General features: G+C 66.1%; 14 protein-coding genes. 7 read left to right on the top strand and 7 right to left on the bottom strand.

What is annotated here, in order from left to right; all coding sequences use genetic code 11:
- The first annotated feature begins 155 nt into the window (after window positions 1–155).
- Both dnaG and rpoD read left to right on the top strand, forming a co-directional pair.
- Window positions 156–2,162 carry a DNA primase gene (dnaG, locus tag QX132_RS07920; protein WP_316160653.1) on the top strand — a complete coding sequence of 669 codons (2,007 nt, stop codon included), beginning with the start codon at window positions 156–158 and terminating at the stop codon, window positions 2,160–2,162.
- A 412-nt stretch (window positions 2,163–2,574) separates the two neighbouring features.
- Window positions 2,575–4,683, top strand: a complete 2,109-nt coding sequence (gene rpoD, locus QX132_RS07915; protein WP_315736396.1) for an RNA polymerase sigma factor RpoD — start codon at window positions 2,575–2,577, stop codon at window positions 4,681–4,683.
- 146 nt (window positions 4,684–4,829) lie between these two features.
- Here rpoD and QX132_RS07910 read toward each other — a convergent pair whose 3' ends face one another.
- Complete coding sequence (locus QX132_RS07910; RefSeq protein WP_315810606.1) at window positions 4,830–5,120, bottom strand: DUF6881 domain-containing protein; 291 nt, start codon at window positions 5,118–5,120, stop codon at window positions 4,830–4,832.
- 369 nt (window positions 5,121–5,489) lie between these two features.
- On the opposite strand from QX132_RS07910, the gene QX132_RS07905 reads away from it, so the two are divergent.
- Window positions 5,490–6,431 (top strand): DUF817 domain-containing protein, encoded by a 942-nt coding sequence (locus tag QX132_RS07905; protein WP_316160652.1) that lies wholly within the window; start codon window positions 5,490–5,492, stop codon window positions 6,429–6,431.
- A gap of 146 nt (window positions 6,432–6,577) precedes the next feature.
- On the opposite strand, the gene QX132_RS07900 is transcribed toward QX132_RS07905, so the two are convergent.
- On the bottom strand, window positions 6,578–6,814 hold the full coding sequence (locus tag QX132_RS07900; RefSeq protein WP_315777706.1) for a hypothetical protein: 237 nt from the start codon (window positions 6,812–6,814) through the stop codon (window positions 6,578–6,580).
- 219 nt (window positions 6,815–7,033) lie between these two features.
- Here QX132_RS07900 and QX132_RS07895 point away from each other — a divergent pair, with 219 nt between their 5' ends.
- Window positions 7,034–7,408, top strand: coding sequence for a thiol-disulfide oxidoreductase DCC family protein (locus QX132_RS07895; RefSeq protein ID WP_315758818.1), 375 nt, complete (start codon window positions 7,034–7,036; stop codon window positions 7,406–7,408).
- A 97-nt stretch (window positions 7,409–7,505) separates the two neighbouring features.
- Here the strand turns inward: QX132_RS07895 and QX132_RS07890 are convergent, their stop codons facing one another.
- Together QX132_RS07890 and QX132_RS07885 are read right to left on the bottom strand one after the other, a co-directional pair.
- A complete protein-coding gene (locus QX132_RS07890; protein ID WP_315736399.1) occupies window positions 7,506–7,826 on the bottom strand; it encodes a hypothetical protein in 321 nt (106 codons plus the stop codon).
- A gap of 451 nt (window positions 7,827–8,277) precedes the next feature.
- Complete coding sequence (locus tag QX132_RS07885) at window positions 8,278–8,790, bottom strand: hypothetical protein (protein WP_315777704.1); 513 nt, start codon at window positions 8,788–8,790, stop codon at window positions 8,278–8,280.
- Window positions 8,791–9,067: 277 nt separating this feature from the next.
- Here QX132_RS07885 and QX132_RS07880 point away from each other — a divergent pair, with 277 nt between their 5' ends.
- The 3 genes from QX132_RS07880 (at window position 9,068) to QX132_RS07870 (ending at window position 14,986) form a co-directional block, all read left to right on the top strand.
- The gene (locus tag QX132_RS07880; protein ID WP_316160651.1) at window positions 9,068–9,886 is read left to right on the top strand and encodes a lytic murein transglycosylase; all 819 of its coding nucleotides are present in this window, start codon (window positions 9,068–9,070) and stop codon (window positions 9,884–9,886) included.
- A gap of 79 nt (window positions 9,887–9,965) precedes the next feature.
- Window positions 9,966–13,619 carry a trifunctional transcriptional regulator/proline dehydrogenase/L-glutamate gamma-semialdehyde dehydrogenase gene (putA, locus tag QX132_RS07875; protein ID WP_316160649.1) on the top strand — a complete coding sequence of 1,218 codons (3,654 nt, stop codon included), beginning with the start codon at window positions 9,966–9,968 and terminating at the stop codon, window positions 13,617–13,619.
- Between the two features lie 119 nt (window positions 13,620–13,738).
- Complete coding sequence (locus QX132_RS07870) at window positions 13,739–14,986, top strand: amidohydrolase family protein (RefSeq protein ID WP_316160647.1); 1,248 nt, start codon at window positions 13,739–13,741, stop codon at window positions 14,984–14,986.
- Window positions 14,987–16,087: 1,101 nt separating this feature from the next.
- Here QX132_RS07870 and QX132_RS07865 read toward each other — a convergent pair.
- From QX132_RS07865 to QX132_RS07855, 3 genes are all read right to left on the bottom strand, one after another.
- Window positions 16,088–16,858 (bottom strand): hypothetical protein, encoded by a 771-nt coding sequence (locus tag QX132_RS07865; protein WP_315779237.1) that lies wholly within the window; start codon window positions 16,856–16,858, stop codon window positions 16,088–16,090.
- 321 nt (window positions 16,859–17,179) lie between these two features.
- On the bottom strand, window positions 17,180–20,332 hold the full coding sequence (locus tag QX132_RS07860; protein ID WP_316160645.1) for an efflux RND transporter permease subunit: 3,153 nt from the start codon (window positions 20,330–20,332) through the stop codon (window positions 17,180–17,182).
- Window positions 20,325–21,332 (bottom strand): efflux RND transporter periplasmic adaptor subunit, encoded by a 1,008-nt coding sequence (locus tag QX132_RS07855; RefSeq protein ID WP_409999037.1) that lies wholly within the window; start codon window positions 21,330–21,332, stop codon window positions 20,325–20,327. Before QX132_RS07855 ends, QX132_RS07860 begins: the two co-directional genes overlap by 8 nt.
- Between the last annotated feature and the right edge of the window lie 502 nt (window positions 21,333–21,834).

Here is a 21,834-nt window from a genome sequence, read left to right as displayed (position 1 = left end):
CCACGCGGTCATTCCGGGCTCGCCCTGCGGGCGCCCCGGAATGACCGGAGGATCGAGCTGGCCTGTGAATAGCCCGGACAAGCCGGAGGAAGTTCACATTTCGTACACGGCTGCCTATATGCCTAGGCCATCACCACAGGACCTCCGCCCCGCTCATGGCCCGCTTCACGCCGGAATTTCTCGATGAGCTGCGCGCCCGGCTTCCGGTCTCGGACGTCGTCGGCAAGCGCGTGAAGCTCAAGAAGGCCGGGCGCGAGTGGAAGGGGCTGTCGCCGTTCCAGCAGGAGAAGACGCCGTCCTTCTACGTCAACGACCAGAAGGGTTTTTATCACGACTTCTCGTCCGGCAAGCACGGCAACATCTTCGACTTCGTGATGGAGACCGAGGGCTGCAGCTTCCCCGAAGCCGTCGAGCGGCTGGCGGGGATCGCCGGCCTGGCGCTGCCGGCGGTGACGCCCGACGCGGCGCGCCAGGAGCGCCAGCGCAAGACGCTGTATGACGTGATGGAGCTGGCGACGAAGTTCTTTTCTGACACGCTGGCGTCCCGTCATGGCGCGCGCGCCCGCGGCTATCTTGCCGATCGCGCGATCCTGCCGCAGACGCAGCTCCAATTCCGGCTTGGCTACGCGCCGCCGGATCGGTTCGGCTTGAAGGAATATCTCGGCGCCCAGGGCGTGCCGGTGGCCGACATGGTCGAGGCGGGATTGCTGGTCGGTGGCGACGACATTCCGGTGCCCTACGACCGCTTCCGCGACCGCGTGGTGTTCCCGATCACAGACCTCCGCGGCCGCGTCATCGCCTTCGGCGGCCGCGCGCTGCAGAAGGACGTGCCGGCGAAATATCTCAACTCGCCGGAGACGCCGCTCTTCCACAAGGGCGACAACCTCTACAATCTCCCCAGCGCCCGCCAGGCCGCGCACAATGGCGCGCCGTTGATCGTGGTCGAGGGCTATGTCGACGTCATCGCGCTGGTGGCGGCCGGCTTTGCCGGCGCCGTGGCGCCGCTCGGCACCGCGCTCACCGAGAGCCAGCTTTCGCTGATCTGGAAGATGGTCGACGAGCCGATCCTGTGCTTCGACGGCGACCGCGCCGGCCAGAAGGCGGCCTATCGGGCCGCGGACCTTGCTTTGCCGCATCTCAAGCCCGGCAAGAGCCTCCGCTTCGCGCTGCTGCCGGAAGGACAGGATCCCGACGACCTCGTCCGCTCCGGCGGCCGCGGCGCGGTCGAGGAGGTGCTCAAAGTCGCAAAGCCGCTAGCCGAGGTGATCTGGTCGCGCGAGGTCGAGGGCGGCAGCTTCAACACGCCGGAGCGCCGCGCCGCGCTGGAGGCGCGGATCGGCCAGCTCACCGGCGGCATCGCCGACGAGGTGGTACGGCGCTACTACAAGCAGGACCTCAGCGACCGGCTGTACCGGGCCTTCGCCCCGGACGGCGGCCGGGGCTTTGGCCGCGGCTACGGTGCCGAATCAGGACGGCGGTTTGGCCCCCGCAGTCCCGGTTCCGGACAATCGGGGCGGTTATCCACAGGGGGCGGCCGCCGCGGCGGACCGCCGTCCACAGGCCCGGCGATGGCCCGCGGCCCCTACCAGGCGGCCAGCCCGCAGCTCGCCATGAGCCCGATCATGCGCGGCCAGCGCTCGGCGATCTCGCGCCGGGAGGCCCTGATCCTGCAGTGCCTGATCAACCACCCTTGGCTCCTGCACGATCACCTGGAGGAGGTCGCCGCGCTGGAGCTGGCCCATCCCGAGGCGCACAAGCTCCGCGCTGCCGTTATCGCCGCCTTCGCCCACGACCACCACCATTCGCCGGACCCGGACGAGCAGGCCGAGAAGATGCGGGCCGATCTGGAGAAGTCTGGCTTTTCTGAGCTTCTTCAACGGGTTGAGCGGGCGATCACGACCGCGGCGGTGTGGGCGACCAAGTCGGGGGCGGCGCGCGATGACGTTCTTGCGACCTGGCATCAGCTTGTTGCCTTGCATCGGCAATGGCACTCCTTACTTAGGGAATTGAAGGATGCCGAGCTGGCGCTGGGCGAGGAGCCGAGCGAGCCGAACATGGGCTGGTTGAGGGACGTGAAGGCCAGGATGGCCGAGATGGACGGTACCGAAGCGCTGATCGAAGGCTTCGGGGAACTGTCCGGACGCACCAACCGCAACGTGTAGACTGGACGCCCGGCGCCCAGTCGCCAGTTGAGCACATTTCGGCCCGGTCCGCCCGCGCGGTATCAGGTCCGCGCGAAAAGACTCGCCAAATCCATGGTTTGGCTGCAAAAACAGGGTTAATCGAAGTTTAAGAGGTCCGGGGCATTTTCTGCAGCAGATGGGTTGGTTTCGCTGTCGGACGCCGCGCCTGCATGTCGGGCGCCGGATTCGATTGCAAAATCGGTATCGCTTTTGCAAGAAACGCGCGCCGGTCCGAAAACGGGACGACACCAGCGACAGACTTCAGGGGGTGGCGACGTTAAAAGTGCGCCGCCCTTTCCGCGTCGAGAACAGTTTGAGTAGAGCAGGCGGGCGCCGCGATGCCAAGGGCGAAGATGCCATGGGCGGAGCGGGCGCGTTTCGGGAGCAATGAATGGCCACGAAGGCAAAGACGCTGCAGGTGAAGGACAAGGAAAAGGACGACAAGGCGGCCGACGCTCCCGAGAAGGACGCCGCCGATGCGCCTTCGCCGTTGCTCGACCTGTCGGACGCCGCCGTCAAGAAGATGATCAAGCAGGCCAAGAAGCGCGGCTTCGTGACCTTTGATCAGCTCAACGAGGTCCTGCCTTCCGACACCACCTCGCCGGAACAGATCGAAGACATCATGTCGATGCTCTCCGACATGGGCATCAACGTGACCGAGGCCGAGGAGGCCGACGACTCCGACGAGAAGGACGACGGCGAGGACGAGACCGACAACGAGCTCGTCGAGATCACCCAGAAGGCCGTCACCGAGGTCAAGAAGTCGGAGCCCGGCGAGCGCACCGACGATCCTGTGCGCATGTATCTGCGCGAGATGGGCACCGTCGAGCTGCTGTCGCGCGAGGGCGAAATCGCCATCGCCAAGCGCATCGAGGCCGGCCGCGAGGCGATGATCGCGGGCCTCTGCGAAAGCCCGCTGACGTTCCAGGCCATCATCATCTGGCGCGACGAACTCAACGAAGGCAAGATCTTCCTTCGCGACATCATCGATCTCGAAGCCACCTATGCCGGCCCTGAAGCCAAGGGCGGCATGAATCCGCAGATCGCCGCGCCCGTGAATGGCGAGGGCGCTCCGGCCGAGGGCGGCGACGTCCAGGCCGCGGTGGCGCCGCCGGCCGCCCCGCAGCAGCCGACCCCGTTCCGTGCCGCGCCGAACGGCGCGCCCGCCGAGGAGAAGGACCCCGGCGAGGCGGCGGCCGAAGCCGACATGGACGACGACGAGTTCGAGAACCAGATGTCGCTCGCGGCCATCGAGGCCGAGCTGAAGCCGAAGGTCGTCGAGACCTTCGATAAGATCGCGTCCGAGTACAAGAAGCTGCGCCGCCTGCAGGAGCAGGACATCGCTAACCAGCTGCAGAGCGAGTCGCTGTCGCCGTCGCAGGAGCGCAAGTACAAGAAGCTCAAGGACGAGATCATCGTCGAGGTGAAGTCGCTGCGCCTCAACCAGGCCCGCATCGACTCGCTGGTCGAGCAGCTCTACGACATCAACAAGAAGCTGGTCTCGTTCGAGAGCCGGCTGATGCGCCTGGCCGACTCCCACGGCGTGGCGCGCGAGGACTTTCTGCGCAACTACCAGGGCTCGGAGCTCGACCCGCGCTGGCTCAACCGCGTCTCGAAGCTTTCCGCAAAAGGCTGGAAGAACTTCGTCCATTACGAGAAGGACCGCATCAAGGATCTGCGCCAGGAGGTGCAGGCCATGGCCGCGCTCACCGGTCTTGAGATCGGCGAGTTCCGCAAGATCGTGCACTCGGTGCAGAAGGGCGAGCGCGAGGCCCGTCAGGCCAAGAAGGAGATGGTGGAAGCCAACCTCCGTCTGGTGATCTCGATCGCCAAGAAGTACACCAACCGCGGCCTGCAGTTCCTCGACCTGATCCAGGAAGGCAACATCGGCCTGATGAAGGCGGTCGACAAGTTCGAGTATCGCCGCGGCTACAAGTTCTCGACCTACGCCACCTGGTGGATCCGGCAGGCGATCACCCGCTCGATCGCCGACCAGGCCCGCACCATCCGCATCCCCGTGCACATGATCGAGACGATCAACAAGATCGTCCGCACCTCGCGCCAGATGCTCAACGAGATCGGCCGCGAGCCGACCCCGGAGGAGCTCGCCGAGAAGCTCGGCATGCCGCTCGAGAAGGTGCGCAAGGTCCTGAAGATCGCCAAGGAGCCGCTCTCGCTCGAAACCCCCGTGGGTGACGAGGAGGACTCTCATCTCGGCGACTTCATCGAGGACAAGAACGCGATCCTGCCGATCGACGCCGCGATCCAGTCCAACCTGCGCGAAACCACCACCCGCGTGCTGGCCTCGCTCACCCCGCGCGAGGAACGCGTCCTCCGCATGCGCTTCGGCATCGGCATGAACACCGACCACACGCTGGAAGAAGTCGGCCAGCAGTTCTCGGTGACCAGAGAGCGTATCCGCCAGATCGAAGCGAAGGCGCTGCGGAAGCTGAAGCATCCGAGCCGGTCAAGGAAGCTGCGGAGCTTCTTGGATAACTGATTGACGTTCGATCTTTGTCGTCATTGCCGGGCTTGACCCGGCAATCCATCGAGACATCAACGGCGGGCCGATCGGTCCGCTGTTTTCGTTTGCGCCCGGACGAGCGAAAACAGGCGGGGTTGTGTAATGCGTGGCCATGTTTGGAGTTACTTGCGCGAATGCCGTGCATTCCAACGACGCTCGAAAGCCTCCTGCGAAATCTCTTCGGGTACAAACTCGGGATCTCTCGCGATTTCGGCCAGCGGAGGAACGGGGATCGAGCCGAGTCGCGTGCCGTCGGTTGCTTCGGTGGCGCTTGCGAATCCCACCGTGCCATCGCGAAATATTTCGAGCTTGCGCGTTTCAAAGCGCTCCCGATCGAGCTCGCTCCACAAGTCAACTGGCTCATCCTGAAAGTCGTGAAGCCAGCGCACTCGTATATAGATGTTCTCGCCCATCGTTGGGATCATGCACCGCGAACAACCTCTGCGAACCATATCATGTGTAGCAATGGTACGGTGGGCAAAGGCGAGGCTTGCTGTGTCGACTTGCGCCATCGCTGCGTGCGCCGTGCCCACCGATCACGGGCGCCGCACTTGATGGTGGGCACGCGCCGCCTAGCGGCGTCGCTTTGCCCACCCTACGGCACCGGGGCTGAGCCACTTTCATCGTCGCCGCGGAGCCGTGCGTTGGATTGTCGCTGCAGAAAAGTCAGCCTTCGCACGTCCGCACGTGTCCGCGCTGCGGCGGGAAGAGACGGAACTTTACGCTGACGCGGCATGACACGCGGCTGCTAGTCATCGGTGTCCTCACCGATCCGGCCTTCCATGCAGCACGACGAAGTCTCATCATCTGTTTTCCACGCGCCCACCAGCTCTGCCGCGATCTGGGCGCCACTGCGTCCCTTCATTGCCGCCGAGGCGCGACTTGCCGCGCGGGCGGCTGCGACGCCCTGGACTGGGGGCCTTTACGAATTCCTCCGCTTCGGCGTGAAGCAGGGCTGGGCCTGCTTGTTCGGCGGCATCGCGGTGGCGCTGATGCTGCTGACGTGGCAGTTCTATCCGGCGACCGCGCCGCTCGCGCGCTATGATTTCCTCTTTCTCTGCATGCTCGCGGTGCAGGCCGCATTGCTCGCCACAAGGCTCGAGACCTGGGAGGAGGCGAAGATCATCCTGATCTATCACCTCGTCGGGACAGTGATGGAGCTGTTCAAGACCGCGACCGGCTCCTGGATCTATCCCGAGCCGAGCCTCATCCGGCTCGGCGGTGTGCCGCTGTTCTCCGGCTTCATGTATTCCTGCATCGGCAGCTATCTCTGCCGCGTCTGGCGCCTGTTCGACTTCCGCTTCACCGGCCATCCGTCACGGCGTTGGCTGATCGGCTTGAGCGCGGCGATCTACCTCAACTTCTTCACTGACCACTATGGGCTCGATCTGAGATTTGTGCTGTTCGGTTGGGCTACGCTTTTGTTCGCGCCCGCGACGGTTCACTTCAAGGTCTGGCGCGTGCACCGCGCGATGCCGCTGCTGCTCGGGCTTTTCCTGGTGTCGCTGTTCATCTGGCTGTCGGAGAACATCGGCACCTTCACGCGGGTCTGGCTCTATCCGCAGCAGGCGCATGGCTGGACCATGGTGTCGCCGGCCAAGCTCGGCTCGTGGTTTCTGCTGCTGATCATCAGCTACACGCTGGTCAGCCTGATCAACCGGCCGAGGGAGATGGACGCTGGCGAAAGCGCTCTGTTGCCGGAGCGCCAGAAGCAAGCGGCATAGCGCACTGCCGTAGGGTGGGCAAAGGCGCTGGCACGGTGGTTAAGCCGGGGACGGTGTGGCGCGCCGTGCCCACCGAGTGTCGCGGCAGGCACCTGATGGTGGGCACGCGCTGCGCGCTTTGCCCACCCTACGGCAGCGCGGCCGAGCTACTTCTTCTTCGCCCCGACGCGTTCCAGCGACTTGATCTGAAGCGGCGGGCGGCCGGACTTTTCGGCGATGTCGCGGTCCTGCTCCATGATGAAGCCGCGCGCGGGCTCGTCGCCGTCGAGGCCGCCGAGCAGGTCGGCCGGGACGCGGCGGTTGGAGCGCTGCGAGCCGTCCTCGTAGGTCACGTTGAAGAAGGCGAATTCGCCTTTGGGATTGGAGCCGGGTTTTTTCGCCATGGAGGCGCTTTACGGCGGCGGGGCCGGTCCGGTCAATGCCAGAAAATGCTTATCCGCTGCCCGAATTTGACTTTTTTGTCATATGGTTTTCGCCGAATCGGCAGGGCGGCCAGAGCGATCACGGACCGGCCGGCGGGGTCCCGAAACTCCTCGATTTTGCCGGATGAAAGTGCGTTCATCGTGGACGTCTCACCCCCGCCGCGAATGCAGCCCATGTCGATGCCCCAACTCACCATCTGGTACAACACGCGCTGCCCGGTCTGCGACGCCGGCATCGACTGGCAGCGCAACAAGCTCCTGGCGCTGGTGAAGTCGGGGCGGGTCGTGTTCAAGGACATCAACGAGGAGCCGCAGGCGCTGGCTGAGTTCGGTGTCGACGTCGACGACGTCCGCCGCCGCCTGCACGCCACCGACGAGGAGGGGCAGCTGATCACCGGCGCCGACGTGGCGCTGCTGCTGTGGGCGCTGACGCCCGGCGAGGGCTGGCTCGCCACGCTGTTCGGCAACCGCCTGGTGCGCCCGCTGACGCGCTTCGGCTACGACCGGTTTGCGGATGTGCTGTTCGCCTGGAACAAGCGCAGGGGGCATTGGTGAGGCGACGATTGAGAGGATCTCGCGCCGAGCTCAGCCTTTCACCTCTCCCCGCAAGCGGGGCGAGGGAGCGCACCGTCTGTGCAGCAACAGTTCGACTCTAACGCCGCCGCACCTTGACCTGGGCATGCACCCGCGTGCCGCCGCTCGGACCGTCCTCATCATCACTGCGGCCGAGCGCCATGATGGCGGTGCCCATCGCGGTTGAGCCGAAGGTGACGAAGAACGAGCCGAGCAAGAGGCCGATGGCGACGCCGGGCGAGTGGTCGGCGAAGATCAGGTGACGCAGGCCCCAGGGATCGAGCAGCAGCAATCCGCCGACCAGCACCACGGCCATGCCGAGGCCGAGCGCGAGGTTGATCGCGAGCAGGCGGAACAGAGGGATCTGGAGCAATCGGCGCTGGCGTTGATTGTGCTGCATCGGCGATCTCCCGAGGGATCGTGAACGACAATGATATCGTAGCATCGACGGCGGCAGGCTCAAGGCCCGAGCCGCCCGAGACGGACATGGCTGTGTCGCGGCGAGGGCGCGTCGTTTCGGGACAGGCTGGATCGAACGTGAGGTGCGGAGAGGGGGCTGCTTGCCGTGGTTGCCTGCTGACCTCGACGGGATACGAGCCGTGATCTCACCTCACGCCGTCAATCCGGGACGCTCGCGCCAGCGAGCGAACCCGGAATCTCGAGCTTGGTATGCAGATGCGTTCCTCAGCTCCAGATTCCGGGCTCGCTCTCTCCGCGGCAAATCAGCTTTGCTGATTTGCTGCTACGCGAGCGCCCCGGAATGACGGAACAAGGCGAAAGCGCCATGCTCAACACCACAGACTCAAAACGACGGCCGCCTCTGTCGCGTAAACCTCGGCCCACCGCACTCTTCACGCCGCCTCGCCCTCCGCCACCCCATGCTGCCTGGCGATCACGCTCTGCCAGACGCTGGCGATGGCACGTTGCGTCTCCGGGGCGATCAGGCAGTGGCCCTCATTGTCGAAGCCGCAGAAGCGCACCGAGGGATCGTGCCTCACCTCGATCAGCGCCTTGTTGATCATCTCCAGCGACGCCATCACCTGGCCGATGTTCTGCAGCCGCGTGTGATGCAGGATGTCGATCAGGCGGAACATCATGATCGGCGGCTGGCCCATCGCAATGCCCGGCCGGCCGAACTCGAAGAACACGTTCACCGCCGGCAGCGCGCTCTGGATCTGCGCCAGGACCTTCGCCGCATCCTCGACGCTGCAGGCGACGAGATGCGTGCTCTGGGCGGGGAGGGCAGGCGTCGGTGGCGCCTCCGGGCCGAGCCCGAGGCCCGACAGCACCTGATGCTCGATCCAGCGCCGCACCTCCGGTGGCGCCGAGCGGATCTGGTCGGCAGATAGCGTAATCCCGATCATGGCGTCGTCTCCATTCCGACCGTGGATCTTAGGGAGCCATGATGGCGCGGTGTTGACGAGGATCAAGCGGGGGCGATGGAAGCTGCAGGCAGGGGGTGATCACGCATCGTGCCGCGTGCGCGGTGTGCGCCTCTCCCGCAGGCGGGAGAGGGAGCGCACCGGCTCCGTGATCGGCGCTTTGCGGCACGCCGCCGCAGTTTTGACGCGAGCATTTCGCCCGTGCCATGATCGCGCTGCACCTGGAATCACGAAGCTCTGAACTGACGAAGGATCCCGCATGCTCTCGCGTCGTCTTGCCGTGCTGCTCGCGGCCTCGTTCTCGGCCCTCTCAGCGGCAAGCACCGCGCAGGCGGCGCGCTGCGGTGGCGATTTCAATACCTTCATCGCGGGCTTCTCGGCGGAGGCGCAGAGCGCCGGCGTCTCAAGCGGCACGATCAGCCAGGCGCTGTCGGGCGTGACGCTCGATCCGGCCGTGCTCGCCTTCGACCGCCGCCAGCGCTACACCTTCAACAAGAGCTTCGAGCAGTACGTCTCGACCCGCGTCGGCGCGGGCCGTATCAATGGCGGCCGTGCCATGCTGCAGCGGCACGCGGCGCTGCTGTCGCGCATCGAGCAGCAATATGGCGTGCCGCGCCAGATCCTGGTCGCGATCTGGGGGCTGGAGACTGATTTCGGCAAGGGCGACATGGGCAAGCTGCCGGTGATCCGCACGCTCGCGACCTTGGCGCATGACTGCCGCCGCACCGAATTGTTCCAGGGCGAGTTGCTGGCGGCGCTGAAGATCGTCCAGCGCGGCGATCTCACTCTGCGCGACCTCGTCGGCGCGTTCGCCGGCGAGATCGGGCAGACCCAGTTCCTGCCGTCGTCCTACATCAAATACGGCGTCGATTTCGATGGCGACGGCCGCGTCGATCTGCGCCACTCCACCGCCGACGTGCTGGCCTCGACCGCGAACCTGCTGCACAGCAACGGCTTCAAGATGGGCGCGCCCTATGACGAGGGCTCGGCCAATTTCGAGGCGATGCGCGAGTGGAACAGGGCGGTGATCTACCGCAAGACCATCGGCTACTACGCCGATCAGTTGATCGGGCGGTAGCGCTATCCGTCGCTCGCGACGTGCGCCAACGCCGCGTAGGCATGGCGAGTGACGGGGATCGCTTCAGAGGAGACGGGTCATGTCGCAGTCGCCGCCACGACCGTTCGCCGCGTTCGTTACCCGGGTCCAGCGCCAGAACGGGCTGCGCGCTGCGATCACCTCGGCCTATCGCCGCGCCGAGCCGGACTGCATCGGGCCGCTGCTCGATCTCGCCGCGCTTCCGGAGGAATCGTCGGCGCGAGCGGCCGATCTCGCGCGCGATCTCGTCCTGCGTCTGCGCGGCAAGGCGCAATCCGGCGGCGTCGAGGGACTGATCCACGAATATTCGCTGTCGAGCCAGGAGGGCGTGGCCCTGATGTGCCTGGCCGAGGCGCTGCTGCGGATTCCCGACACCGCAACGCGCGATGCGCTGATCCGCGACAAGATCGCGACCGGCGATTGGCGCGCCCATATCGGGCACAGCCCGTCGTTGCTGGTGAACGCCGCGACCTGGGGCCTGATTGTCACCGGCAGGCTGACGGCCGCGGCAAGCGAGGATAGCCTGGCCTCGGCCGTCACGCGGCTCATCGCTCGCGGCGGCGAGCCGATCATCCGCAAGGGCGTGACGCTCGCCATGCGCCTGATGGGCGAGCAGTTCGTTGCCGGGCAGACCATCGACGCGGCGTTGTCCAACAGCCGGCCGTGGGAAGCGCTGGGCTTCCGCTACTCCTACGACATGCTCGGGGAGGCGGCGACGACGGCGGAAGACGCCGCGCGCTACTTCGCGGCCTACGAGACCGCGATCCATGCGATCGGGCGGCATTCGGCCGGTGCCGGCATCTACGAAGGGCCGGGCATCTCGATCAAGCTCTCGGCGCTGCATCCGCGCTATGTCAGCATCAAGCGCGGCCGCGTCATGGGCGAGCTGCTGCCGCGACTGAAGCAGCTGGTGCTGCTCGCGCGGCGCCACGACATCGGCCTCAACATCGACGCCGAGGAAGCGGACCGTCTCGACCTGTCGCTCGATCTGCTCGAGGCGCTCTGCCTCGATCCGGATCTCGCCGGCTGGAACGGCATCGGCTTCGTCATCCAGGCCTATCAGAAGCGCTGCGCCTTCGTCGTCGATTGGCTCATCGACCTCGCGCGGCGCTCGCAGCGCCGGCTGATGGTGCGCCTCGTCAAGGGCGCCTATTGGGACAGCGAGATCAAGCGCGCCCAGGTCGATGGCCTGGAGGACTTCCCGGTCTTCACCCGCAAGAGCCATACCGACGTGTCGTACCTCGCCTGCGCCCGCAAGTTGTTGCGCGCGCCGGACGCCGTGTTCCCACAGTTCGCGACGCATAATGCGCGAACCCTGGCATCGATCGTCGAGATGGCCGGCCCCACCTACGAGCGCGGCCAGTACGAATTCCAGTGCCTGCACGGCATGGGCGAGCCGCTCTATGAGGAGGTCGTCGGGCCGGCACGGCTCGGCCGCCCGTGCCGCATCTACGCCCCCGTCGGCTCGCATGAGACGCTGCTGGCCTATCTGGTGCGCCGGCTGCTGGAGAACGGCGCGAACACCTCCTTCGTCAACCGCATCGCCGATCCGGCCGTGTCCGTTGACGATCTGATCGCAGATCCGGTCGCCATCGTTCGCGCGTCGGAACGCCCCGGTGCCCCCCACGACAAGATCAGGCGTCCGCCTGACCTGTTCGACCCGGGCCGCGTGAACTCGGCCGGCTTCGATCTCTCCGACGAGAGCGCGCTGGCGCGTCTCGGCGCAGGGCTGGCAACGAGCGAGCGCCGCGACTGGAGGGCCGTCCCGTCCGGGGCGACGGAGTGCGAATGTGCGCGCCTCATTCGCAATCCGGCCGATCGTCGTGACGTCGTCGGCGCGGTCAGGGATGCGACGGCGACAGAGATCGAGGTCGCGCTGTCGCGGGCCGTGAATGCCGGGACGGTCTGGGCCGCGACCAGCGCAGGCGTGCGCGCAACATGCCTGCGCGCCGCGGCGGAGGCGCTGGAGGCGCGCAGCCTCGTCCTGATCGGGTTGATCGTGCGCGAAGCGGGCAAGACCTTTGCCAACGCCGTCGGCGAGGTGCGCGAAGCCGTCGATTTCCTGCGCTACTATGCAAGTGAGATCGAGGGTCTCACAGAGGGCGGCATTCCCGACCCGCTCGGGCCGGTGGTGTGCATCAGCCCCTGGAATTTTCCGCTCGCGATCTTCACCGGCCAGATCGCAGCCGCGCTCGCGGCGGGCAATCCGGTGCTGGCGAAACCTGCCGAGGAAACGCCGCTCATTGCCGCCGAAGCCGTTCGTATCGTCCACGAGGCGGGCGTGCCGGCCGACGTCCTGCAACTGCTGCCCGGTGACGGCAGCGTCGGCGCGGCGCTGGTCGCGGACCGCCGCATCCAGGCCGTGATGTTCACGGGATCGACCGACGTCGCGCGGCTGATCCAGAAACAGCTTGCCGAGCGCCTCACCGTCCATGGACAGCCCGTGCCGCTGATCGCCGAGACCGGCGGCCAAAACGCGCTGATCGTGGATTCCTCGGCGCTCGCCGAGCAGGTTGTCGGCGATGTCATCGCTTCCGCCTTCGACTCCGCTGGCCAGCGCTGTTCGGCGCTGCGCATCCTCTGCCTGCAGGCGGACGTCGCCGACCGCATCCTGTCGATGCTGCGCGGCGCGCTGCGCGAGCTTGAACTCGGCAATCCCGCGTCGTTGTCGGTCGATGTCGGCCCGGTGATCAGCGGCGAGGCCCGCGAGACGCTCGATGCGCATGTCGCCACGATGCAGGCGCGCGGCCATGCCGTGGAGCGGCTGCCGCTGCCGCCGCAGGCGGCGCATGGCACGTTCGTCGCGCCGACCATCATCGAAATCGGCAACATATTCGATGTCGAGCGCGAGGTGTTCGGCCCCGTCCTCCACGTCCTGCGCTACCGTCGCGAGCAGCTCGCTGACCTCATCGACGCGATCAATCTCACCGGCTATGGCCTGACCTTCGGCATCCACTCGCGGATCACGGAGACAATTGCGCGGGCGTCGGGCCGCAGCGCCGCCGGCAACATCTATGTCAACCGCAACGTCATCGGCGCGGTCGTCGGCGTGCAGCCATTCGGCGGCTCCGGTCTGTCGGGGACGGGGCCGAAGGCCGGCGGTCCGCTGTATCTGCGCCGGCTGTTCGCGGCGCCGCCGCGCCAGCGGCTCATGGCGTCGCAGTCTGACGCGGTCTTGCGCTCTTACCTCGACGGGTTGCGCGCCAGCGGACATGCCGCGGCGGCGCTGGCATGCGAAGCGCATGGGCCCCAGGTGCTGGCCGGGCTCGAGATCGAGTTGCCAGGACCCGTCGGCGAACAGAACATCTATCGCATCACCGCGCGCGGCGTCGTCGCTGCACTGGCGAGAAGCGAGCAGGCGTTGCTGGTCCAGATCGGCGTCATTCTGATGACCGGAAACGACGCGTTCGTCGAACGCGCCAGCCCTGCTTGTGCCGTGTTGGGACCGCTCACCAGCCGGCTGCGCGGCCGCCTGCGGATCGTCGACAGCTGGCGGGCTCTCGGCGATCTGCAGGCCGTGCTTTCCGACGGCGAGGCGGATGAATTGATCGCGCTCGGCCGCGACCTCGCCACGCGCCCCGGACCGATCGTCCCGCTCGTCACGCCGCGCGCCAGCGACGGCTGCTACGATCTCGACCGGCTGGTCACCGAAGTCAGTCTCTCCACCAACACCGCGGCCGCCGGCGGCAATGCCAGCCTGATGTCGATCGGCTGAGAAGACAGGTATTCCGTCCCGGGCTGGCTCGAGGCCGCAGGACAGGATAGGGGAGAACACCGTCATCGTCGGCCCGCTCCGCCCGCTGACGCACGCTTCGCTCCGATCGAGGACTCCCGATGTCGACCATCCTGTTCAAGAATGCCGCACTGCTCGACCCGCTGCAGCCCGACCTGCTCGAGGGGCAGCACGTTCTGGTCGAGGGCAATCTGATCAAGGAGGTCTCGGACAAGCCGCTGCAGACCAGCGCCGATCAGACCATCGACCTCGAGGGCAAGACGCTGATGCCGGGGCTGATCGACCTGCACGTCCATGCGATCGCGGTCGAGCTCAATCTTGCACAGCAAGTGCAGATGCCGAACGTGCTGGTGACCCTGCGCTCGGCGCTGCTGTTGCGCGGCATGCTGCGGCGGGGATTTACCACGGTGCGTGACGCCGGCGGCGCTGGCTATCCGCTGAAGCAGGCCGTCGATACCGGCCTTACCGAGGGCCCGCGGCTGTTCGTCTCCGGCCGTGCGCTCAGCCAGACCGGCGGCCATGGCGACATGCGGGCGCGGACGGATTTCCTCTCCGACAACGCACCCTGTCCCTGCTGCGTGCGCGTCGGCGCGCTGGCCCGGGTGGCCGACGGCGTCGATGCCGTGCGCAAGGCGGTGCGCGAGGAGCTGCAGATGGGCGCCGACCAGATCAAGATCATGGCGTCCGGCGGCGTGGCCTCGCCGACCGATCCGGTCGGTGCGTTCGGCTATTCCGAGGACGAGATCCGCGCCATCGTCGCCGAGGCCCGCGCGCGGCAGACCTACGTCCTGGCGCATGCCTACACGGCGGAAGCCATCGCCCGCGCCGTCCATTGCGGGGTCCGCACCATCGAGCATGGCAATCTGGTCGACCTTCCGACCGCGCGCCTGATGGCCGAGAAGGGTGTCTATGTCATCCCGACGCTCGTCACCTATGAGGCGCTCGCCAATGAAGGCGCGCAGTATGGCCTGCCGCCGGAGAGCGTCGCCAAGATCGCCGATGTGCGCGATGCCGGCCTGCGCTCGCTCGGCATCTACCGCGACGCCGGCGTCAAGATGGGCTTCGGCAGCGATCTCCTGGGACCGTCCCAGCGCCTGCAGAGCGATGAATTCCGGATCCGCGCCGAGATCCTCGGGCCCCGCGAGGTCGTTGCCAGCGCGACCGTGATCGGCGCCGAGGTGCTCGGCATGGAAGGCAAGCTCGGCCGCATCGTGCCCGGTGCCTTCGCCGACCTGCTCGTGGTCGAGGGAAATCCGCTGCGCGACGTCTCGTGCCTGCTCGGCCAGGGCGATCACATTCCGCTGGTGATGAAGGCCGGCAAGGTGCACATCGACCGGCTGAACGCCTGAGGCAACTCGGCGCCGACGTCCACCGGGCCAATGGTCGACAGTCGTGGCGTTTGTGCGCGCTGTCATGCGGGACGTCCATCGTCTCTCCACCGCCTCGACGCTGCGGGCGCCGACATCTGCGATGAGTGCTTCTTAGAACGCAGTCATTCGGCCTCGCGGCGCTCCGTGCGTCCGAGTTGTGCGGGTCGTTTCGCCCTCATCGACGAAGAGGGCGCAGGGAATGCCGGGAGCTGGCCGCCCCCATGGCCCGCCTGCGAAAAAAATGCAGGCGGCAGGTACCACAGGTTCAGCCGAGACATCCCGGCATTCCCCGCGCGATGGTTGGGCGGCTTATACGTCCTCTCCCCGGGGACCGGCTGTCTTGCCCCCGTCACGAACGGATCATCGTCACCGTCCGCTTGGCCTCAGCACCGGGAGGCCAGGACCCTACGATTTCGCCGGCGCATCGGGCTCGTTCGTCCGCACGATTGCTCGCGCTGCGATCCAATGCACCCACCGCATCCCGCACCCACGTCTCGTGACGATCGCGAAGCGCCCCTCATGGCGGGACGGGATGCGCAGAGTCAATCATGTCTTTCTGAAAAACGAAAGTAGAATATTTTCCGTGGGAGGACTGGACAAGGGTGATGTGCTTGAGGCGGTGAGTAAAATCAGATTTTGGGCGCATCGCATCGGAGGTTGTCTTGTCGGTCGTGCGCGCCTGGCTCCGGGCCCGCACGAGTCTCGACAAGCATATCCGCTCAAGCCCAGCAGGCCGACGTCTTTGGCGGCGGCCGGAAGGTCCGAGAAGGGCGATTATCGGACGTCAGCAGTTGAATTCGACGCATCTGTCGCCATTTCTTGCGGACACGGTGCGGTCTATGACCCACTTTTTGTGATATCCCGAAACACCCGCACAAGCGCGGGATAACCACGGTGCCCGGGACTGTTATTGGCACACGCGCTCGAACGAGACGTGGGAAAGCAGCGCTTGCAAGAGGGCCTTGGGAGACCAGGGCCCTTCGCTTTTAGAGAAACTCCGCCCGACGTGATCGTCGAAATTGTTCTCACGCCGGTCGTACTCCTTCAGCGTATCGACCTTCACGTGGCGCGTGCTAGCCACTAATAATTGAGTTCGACCTGAACGCATTCATGATTTACCGGGCAATTGACGAGATAGGCTGTTTGCTGGTTGACGGCCACTTTGGATGGCGGATTGGGATAGATGTCGCCTAGGGTGCGTTGAGCGGCGTCCGCGCATTCCGAGCGATCTCCCTTAATTCGAAGCGTTATATTTGGAGGCAGAGCGCCGTCTGGTAACGACGGGTCCGTTTGGCGCCAACCTCCGGCTAGTAAGAGTTCTAGCCAAAACGGTTCGGAGCGAGCGGAAGCGGGAGAATAGACCAGCTTAAAGTAGCACTCGTTTCGCGAGCGCTGCCGAAGCAAAGCGGAGAAGCGCCACTTGTCGGCGATTGAGTGCTCCACTTGCAGTTCGCTATTTGCCTTGTTCAGAGCATTCTCAAGCCGGCTGTTCTCCGCGCCAACACGTGGATCGGCGGGATAGGAGAACGGCCACCTCCGTTCTTCGACAAAACGTGAAAGGGCGATCATCTGCGCCAGGATGAGTATGATGAGTGACCACGTAAGGCGGCTCTGCGCAATTCTTCCGACCGCAACTTGCGCTTCAACGCTCAAGGCTTTTTGTACCAAAAGCCAAGAGAACGCAGCATAACTACAAAGTACCCCGAGCATTGTCATGACTATGCCGAAACCAAGTCGGGCGTGCTCCTTCTCGGCTAGCGCCTCAATGCCGACCAGCAAGAAGATGAAGGCAAGCGAGCCGAATAGGACTCGTGTTGCACCTTGAGGCGTGCTCTCGATCGCGTCGGACATTGATGTGATGACCCTGCCTAGCCAAACAATATAGCTTACATGCCACCTAGGGGTGTGAAAATAGTGCTCTTGCGCGAAGATTGACCTTTCCAAGGTGCCATGTACGGCCAGGTGCACTTCCCTCAGGGAGAGCCAACGATATTGTCCTCATGTCTGTTTAGGGCTGAATGCGGACGCCGGTCATTCGGTCGCGAAGGTCTGCAGTTGACCAGTGGCAAGCTCGTCAACACGGGTCGGAATTTAGTCTCCTTCATCCGGCCCGCACGGTGAAGCGTCGCGCAGCCACGTGCGGCGAACGTCGCGGACGTCTCACGCCCAAGATCAGCTCGCCGCGACATCTCCGCGGGCGTGCACGCCGCGCGCGAACCGCCCGAAGCGCAGCGCCAGCGTCGGCAGCACCAGCAGGTTGAGCGCCATCGAGGTCAGGAGTCCGCCGAGGATGACCACCGCCATCGGCCCCTCGATCTCGCGGCCCGGCTCGCCGGCGCCGAGCGCGAGCGGCAGCAGGCCGAGGCCGGTCACCAGCGAGGTCATCAGGATCGGCACCAGGCGGTCGGCGGCGCCGGCGATCGCGGTCTCCAGATTCCAGGCGCGGCCTTCGACGACGACCAGATGCTCGTAATGCGAGATCATCAGGATCGAGTTGCGCAGCGCGATTCCGAACAGCGTCACGAAGCCGACCATCGAGCCCAGCGACAGCACGCCGCCGGTCAATGCGACGGCGATGACGCCGCCGACGAAGGCGAACGGCAGGTTGATCAGCACCAGCACCAGGTTGCGCCAGTGCCCGGTGACGAAGGACAGCAGCAGCACGATGCCGATCGTCGCCAGCAGCGAATTCACCAGCAGGTCGCGCCGCGACTTGGCCTGCGCCTCGGCCGCGCCGGTGAACTCGACATGCGCGCCCGGCGGCAGCTTGACCTCCTTGGCGATCTTCCGTTTGGCCGCCGCCACGAAGGATTCGAGGTCGCGCTCGGCCACGTTGGCGGTCACGGTCTGAACGCGCTGCCCATTGCGATGAAGCACGACGTAGCGCCCCGCGGTGCCGTAGATGTCCGCGACCTGCTTCAGGAGAATGTAGGCGCCGCTCGGCGTCCGGATCGGCATGTTGCCGATCTCGGTGGGGCGTGCCGTCGCATCCGGGTCGAGCTTGACGATGACGTTGAAGACGACGTTGCCTTCATAGGCCTGGCCGACCACGTCGCCCTGATAGGCGGTGCGGATCAGCTCCAGCACCTCGACCGCATCCAGGCCCCAGGATTGCAGGTCGGTCGGGCGCAAGGTCACGTTGACCTGCGGCATGCCTGGCGGCGACTGCTGCTGGATGTCGATCGCGCCCCAGACCTCGCCGAGCTCGCGCGCGATGTCGCGCGCCGCGCGCTCGAGATCGTCGAGATCGGGACCGAACACGTTGATGACGACGGCGGCGTTGAAGCCGGACAGCGTCTCCTCGATGCGCTCGGTCAGGTAGGTCTTGATGGACAGGTTGATGCCGGCGAAGCTGGCGAGCGCGGCGCGGATGCGCTGCTGCGCCAGTTCCTGCTGATCGCCTGATAGCCCCGGCTTCAGGTCGACCTCGATCTCGCTCGAATGCGTGCCGGCGGTATCGACGCCGGCTTCGGCGCGGCCGGCATGCTGTGCCACGCTGCGGACCTCCGGCACGCCCTGCAGGGCCTTGGCGATCAGCGTGCCCAGCCGCAGCGATTCGTCGAGCGAGGTCCCCGGCAGCGTCGAGACGTGGAGGATCAGGTGGCCTTCCTTCAGGTCGGGCAGGAAGGTGCCGCCGAAGAACGGCACCAGGCTTGCGCCGCCGGCAGTCACCAGCACGGCCGTCAGCATGACCGACTTAGGAAACCGGCCGAGCCGCCGCAACAGCGTCTCGTAGGAGCCGCGCGACCAGCGCACCAGTGGCGGCTCTCGTTGCTCTCGCGGCTTGCGACCGGCCAGCAGCAGCATCGACAGCGCCGGTGTGACCGTCAGCGCGACGATCAGCGAGGCGACCACCGCGAGGATGTAGGCGATGCCGAGCGGCCCGAACAGCCGGCCGGCGAGGCCCGGCAGCGCAAGGATCGGCACGAACACCAGCAGCACGGCGAAGGTCGCATAGGCGACCGCGCTGCGCACCTCGAGCATGGCGTCATAGACGACGCGCGCTTCGCTGCGCGGCGACGGCAGGCCGCGGTTCTCACGCAGCCGGCGCACCACGTTCTCGACCCCGATCACGGCGTCGTCGACGACCTCGCCGATCGCGATGGCGAGACCGCCGAGGGTCATCGTGTCCAGGCTCTGTCCCATCCACTGCAGCGCCAGCACGGCCGACAACAGCGACAGCGGGATCGCGGTGCAACTGATGACGGAGGTGCGCCAGTCATAGAGGAACAGCAACAGCACGATGATGACCAGGGCGCCGCCGATCAGCAGGGCGAACAGCACGTTCTCGGTTGCCGCATCGATGAAGGTCGCCGGACGGAACAGATCGGCGTGCAGCCTGACCTTCTCGCTGTCGAGCGCCGGGCGCAGCTCCCGCAGCGCGGCCTCGACGCGCGCCGCGACGTTGCGGGTGTTGGCGCCGAACTGCTGGCTGATCATCATCATGATGCCGGGCTGGCCGTTGATCAGCGCGCCCCCGATCGGCGGCTCCGGCGCGTTCACGACCGTCGCGACGTCGCCGAGCACCACGCTGGCGCCGCCTTGGTGCAGCAGGACCGTCCGGGCCAGCTGCTCTGGTGTGAGCGACTGGCCCTGCGTCTGCAGGATGACCCGTTGATTGGCGGTGTCGACGAAGCCGGCACCGCGCACGCCGGTGGCCTTGCGCGCGGCGGCGACGACGTCGTTCATGCCGACGCCGAAGCGGACAAGGTCGTCGGACCGCACCTGCACCTGCAGCGATCGGATGTCCCGGCCATAGGTCGTGACCTGCGCCACGCCCGCGACGGCCAGCAGCCGCCGGCTCACGGTCCAATCGGCGATCGTGCGCAGATCCATCAGCGAGCGCTGCTCGGAGGTCAGCCCGATCGCCAGCACGGTGCCGGCCGCCGGCACCAGCGGCGTCATCGATGGCGCCCGCACGCCCTGTGGCAGGCTGCCGGCGACGACCGCGAGTCGCTCGGTCACCAATTGCCGCGCCCGGAACACCTCGGTGCCGGGCTGGAAAATGACCGAGATGACCGACAGGCCCTGGATCGACGACGACCTCATGCTCTCGACGCCGGCGAGACCGTTGATCGCGATTTCGATCGGCTGCGTGACCAGCACCTCGACCTGTTCGGGACTGAGCCCGGGGGCCTCGGTCTGGATCGAGACCTGCGGCGGCGCGAATTCGGGAAACACCGCGTAATTGGCGCTGCCCAGCGAGAAGATGCCGTAGCCGAGAATGGTGCAGGCCACCCCCAGCACGATGCCGCGGAAGCGGATGGCAAACGAGATCAGCGCCGCCTGGGGGCCGGCCGCGGCGCCGCGAACGCCGTCAATCATCGTCGCCGCCGCCGCGCAACTCGCTCTTGGCCTCCTCCGACAACAGCACCTGCGCGCCGCGCAGGACGATCTCGGAGCCCGACGGAATGTCCTGCACGACATAGTCGTCGTCGGACACCGGCTGATCGGTGCGGATCGGGTGGCGCTTGAAGAGATCGGGACCGGCGCGCAGATAGACCCACGAGCGGCCCTGCCATTGCACGATCGCGGTGTCCTCGACAAAGACGCCGTCGAACGACTTGCCCGAGGGCACGTAGGCGGTGGTGTTCATCCCTGGCAGCAGCCCGCTGTCGCCAGCGGCGACGAAGTAATAGCTCACGCCCTGGATACGCGGATCCGTTCGCGGCGCAGCCGACAAATAGCGCAGATCGATGTTGGCGCTGCGGGTGGGCGCCTGCGCCAGCGCGCCGCGCGGCGGCCCGGCCAAGGTCACGCCGGGCGGCAGCGTGACCTGCACCAGCAGCTGCTCGCGTTCGATCAATTGCACGACCTGCGGCGAGCGCTCGATGATGCCCTTTCCGATGACCGCGCCCCATTCCTGCCGCGCCGTCGCCATCAGGGTCTTCACTTGCGATTCGGCGGCAGCCAGGGTGGCTTGATCGGTCCGGAACGTGCCCTCCGCCGCCTCTGCGTCCTTCCGCGGCATCGCCGCCGACTGCACGAGGTCGCGGGCGCGCTCGAATGCGAGCCTTGCGACGTCGAGTTTCGCTTGCGCCGTCTGCAGCTGCGCCTGGGCATTGGCGTAGTTGTTGGTTAGGTCGGTCAGCCTGCCGACGTCCAGCACCGTGCCGTAGGCGCGAAACTGCTCGGGATGGGATTCCGCAGCCAGCACGGCGGTCTGGAGTCCGATCTGCTTCTGTTGCGTTGCAGAAAGCTTGACCGTTGCCGGTTCACGGCCTGCCGCGCCGTCAGACTGCGCCTGCGCGCGCGACGACAGGGAAACCAGCGTGAACAGCATGGCACCGCATGCGGCCGCAGCTCTCGTCCGTTGCCTCACCATGCAGTCCCGGCCCATCGATCGGGGAAACGTCTGGACGACGTCGATGTCATTGCGACAACAGCTACTTCAGCTTCGAGGGTGTTTCAAGCAGCGCCGGCCGGGAGCCACCGCATAGGACTTCGTCGGGCCATCGCGCGCGTCCTGTCCGCGCCGCTTCCGTCGATGCGATCACGGTACCTGCGGAGGGAGCGACGCAGTGCAATGCACGCCCGGCACCGATGCTTGTGGCGCCTGTCTCGCAAGCGAGCCGCATGCGCGGCAGGTAAGTGGCCGAACCTGGACTGCAGCCGCGCTGCGGCGGGGAGATCGGGCGTTCGGCATGCGTCCCGATATTTCTTCTTGAGTGTTAGAAGTATTCTTAGACACATTCCAGCGTATTCGTCCGCAACCCAAGCTTGTTGCCGGCCACACGCGCCGCGCTACACGAAAAGCCAAGACCAACAAACTTCTTACGCACGATTTTCCTCATCGAATGACCCGGGATTTTTTCCCGATTCTCCTA

It is taken from the genome of Bradyrhizobium sp. SZCCHNRI20481 (genome assembly GCF_032485055.1).
Lineage (GTDB): Bacteria > Pseudomonadota > Alphaproteobacteria > Rhizobiales > Xanthobacteraceae > Bradyrhizobium.
This window is presented reverse-complemented; position numbering and strand designations above follow the sequence as displayed.

Excerpts from the sequence above, each read along its gene's own strand:
- dnaG (WP_316160653.1), top strand. The coding sequence starts at position 156 with ATGGCCCGCTTCACGCCGGAATTTCTCGATGAGCTGCGCGCCCGGCTT.
- rpoD (WP_315736396.1), top strand. The coding sequence starts at position 2,575 with ATGGCCACGAAGGCAAAGACGCTGCAGGTGAAGGACAAGGAAAAGGAC.
- QX132_RS07910 (WP_315810606.1), bottom strand. The coding sequence starts at position 5,120 with ATGGGCGAGAACATCTATATACGAGTGCGCTGGCTTCACGACTTTCAG.
- QX132_RS07905 (WP_316160652.1), top strand. The coding sequence starts at position 5,490 with ATGCAGCACGACGAAGTCTCATCATCTGTTTTCCACGCGCCCACCAGC.
- QX132_RS07900 (WP_315777706.1), bottom strand. The coding sequence starts at position 6,814 with ATGGCGAAAAAACCCGGCTCCAATCCCAAAGGCGAATTCGCCTTCTTC.
- QX132_RS07895 (WP_315758818.1), top strand. The coding sequence starts at position 7,034 with ATGCCCCAACTCACCATCTGGTACAACACGCGCTGCCCGGTCTGCGAC.
- QX132_RS07890 (WP_315736399.1), bottom strand. The coding sequence starts at position 7,826 with ATGCAGCACAATCAACGCCAGCGCCGATTGCTCCAGATCCCTCTGTTC.
- QX132_RS07885 (WP_315777704.1), bottom strand. The coding sequence starts at position 8,790 with ATGATCGGGATTACGCTATCTGCCGACCAGATCCGCTCGGCGCCACCG.
- QX132_RS07880 (WP_316160651.1), top strand. The coding sequence starts at position 9,068 with ATGCTCTCGCGTCGTCTTGCCGTGCTGCTCGCGGCCTCGTTCTCGGCC.
- putA (WP_316160649.1), top strand. The coding sequence starts at position 9,966 with ATGTCGCAGTCGCCGCCACGACCGTTCGCCGCGTTCGTTACCCGGGTC.
- QX132_RS07870 (WP_316160647.1), top strand. The coding sequence starts at position 13,739 with ATGTCGACCATCCTGTTCAAGAATGCCGCACTGCTCGACCCGCTGCAG.
- QX132_RS07865 (WP_315779237.1), bottom strand. The coding sequence starts at position 16,858 with ATGTCCGACGCGATCGAGAGCACGCCTCAAGGTGCAACACGAGTCCTA.
- QX132_RS07860 (WP_316160645.1), bottom strand. The coding sequence starts at position 20,332 with ATGATTGACGGCGTTCGCGGCGCCGCGGCCGGCCCCCAGGCGGCGCTG.
- QX132_RS07855 (WP_409999037.1), bottom strand. The coding sequence starts at position 21,332 with ATGGTGAGGCAACGGACGAGAGCTGCGGCCGCATGCGGTGCCATGCTG.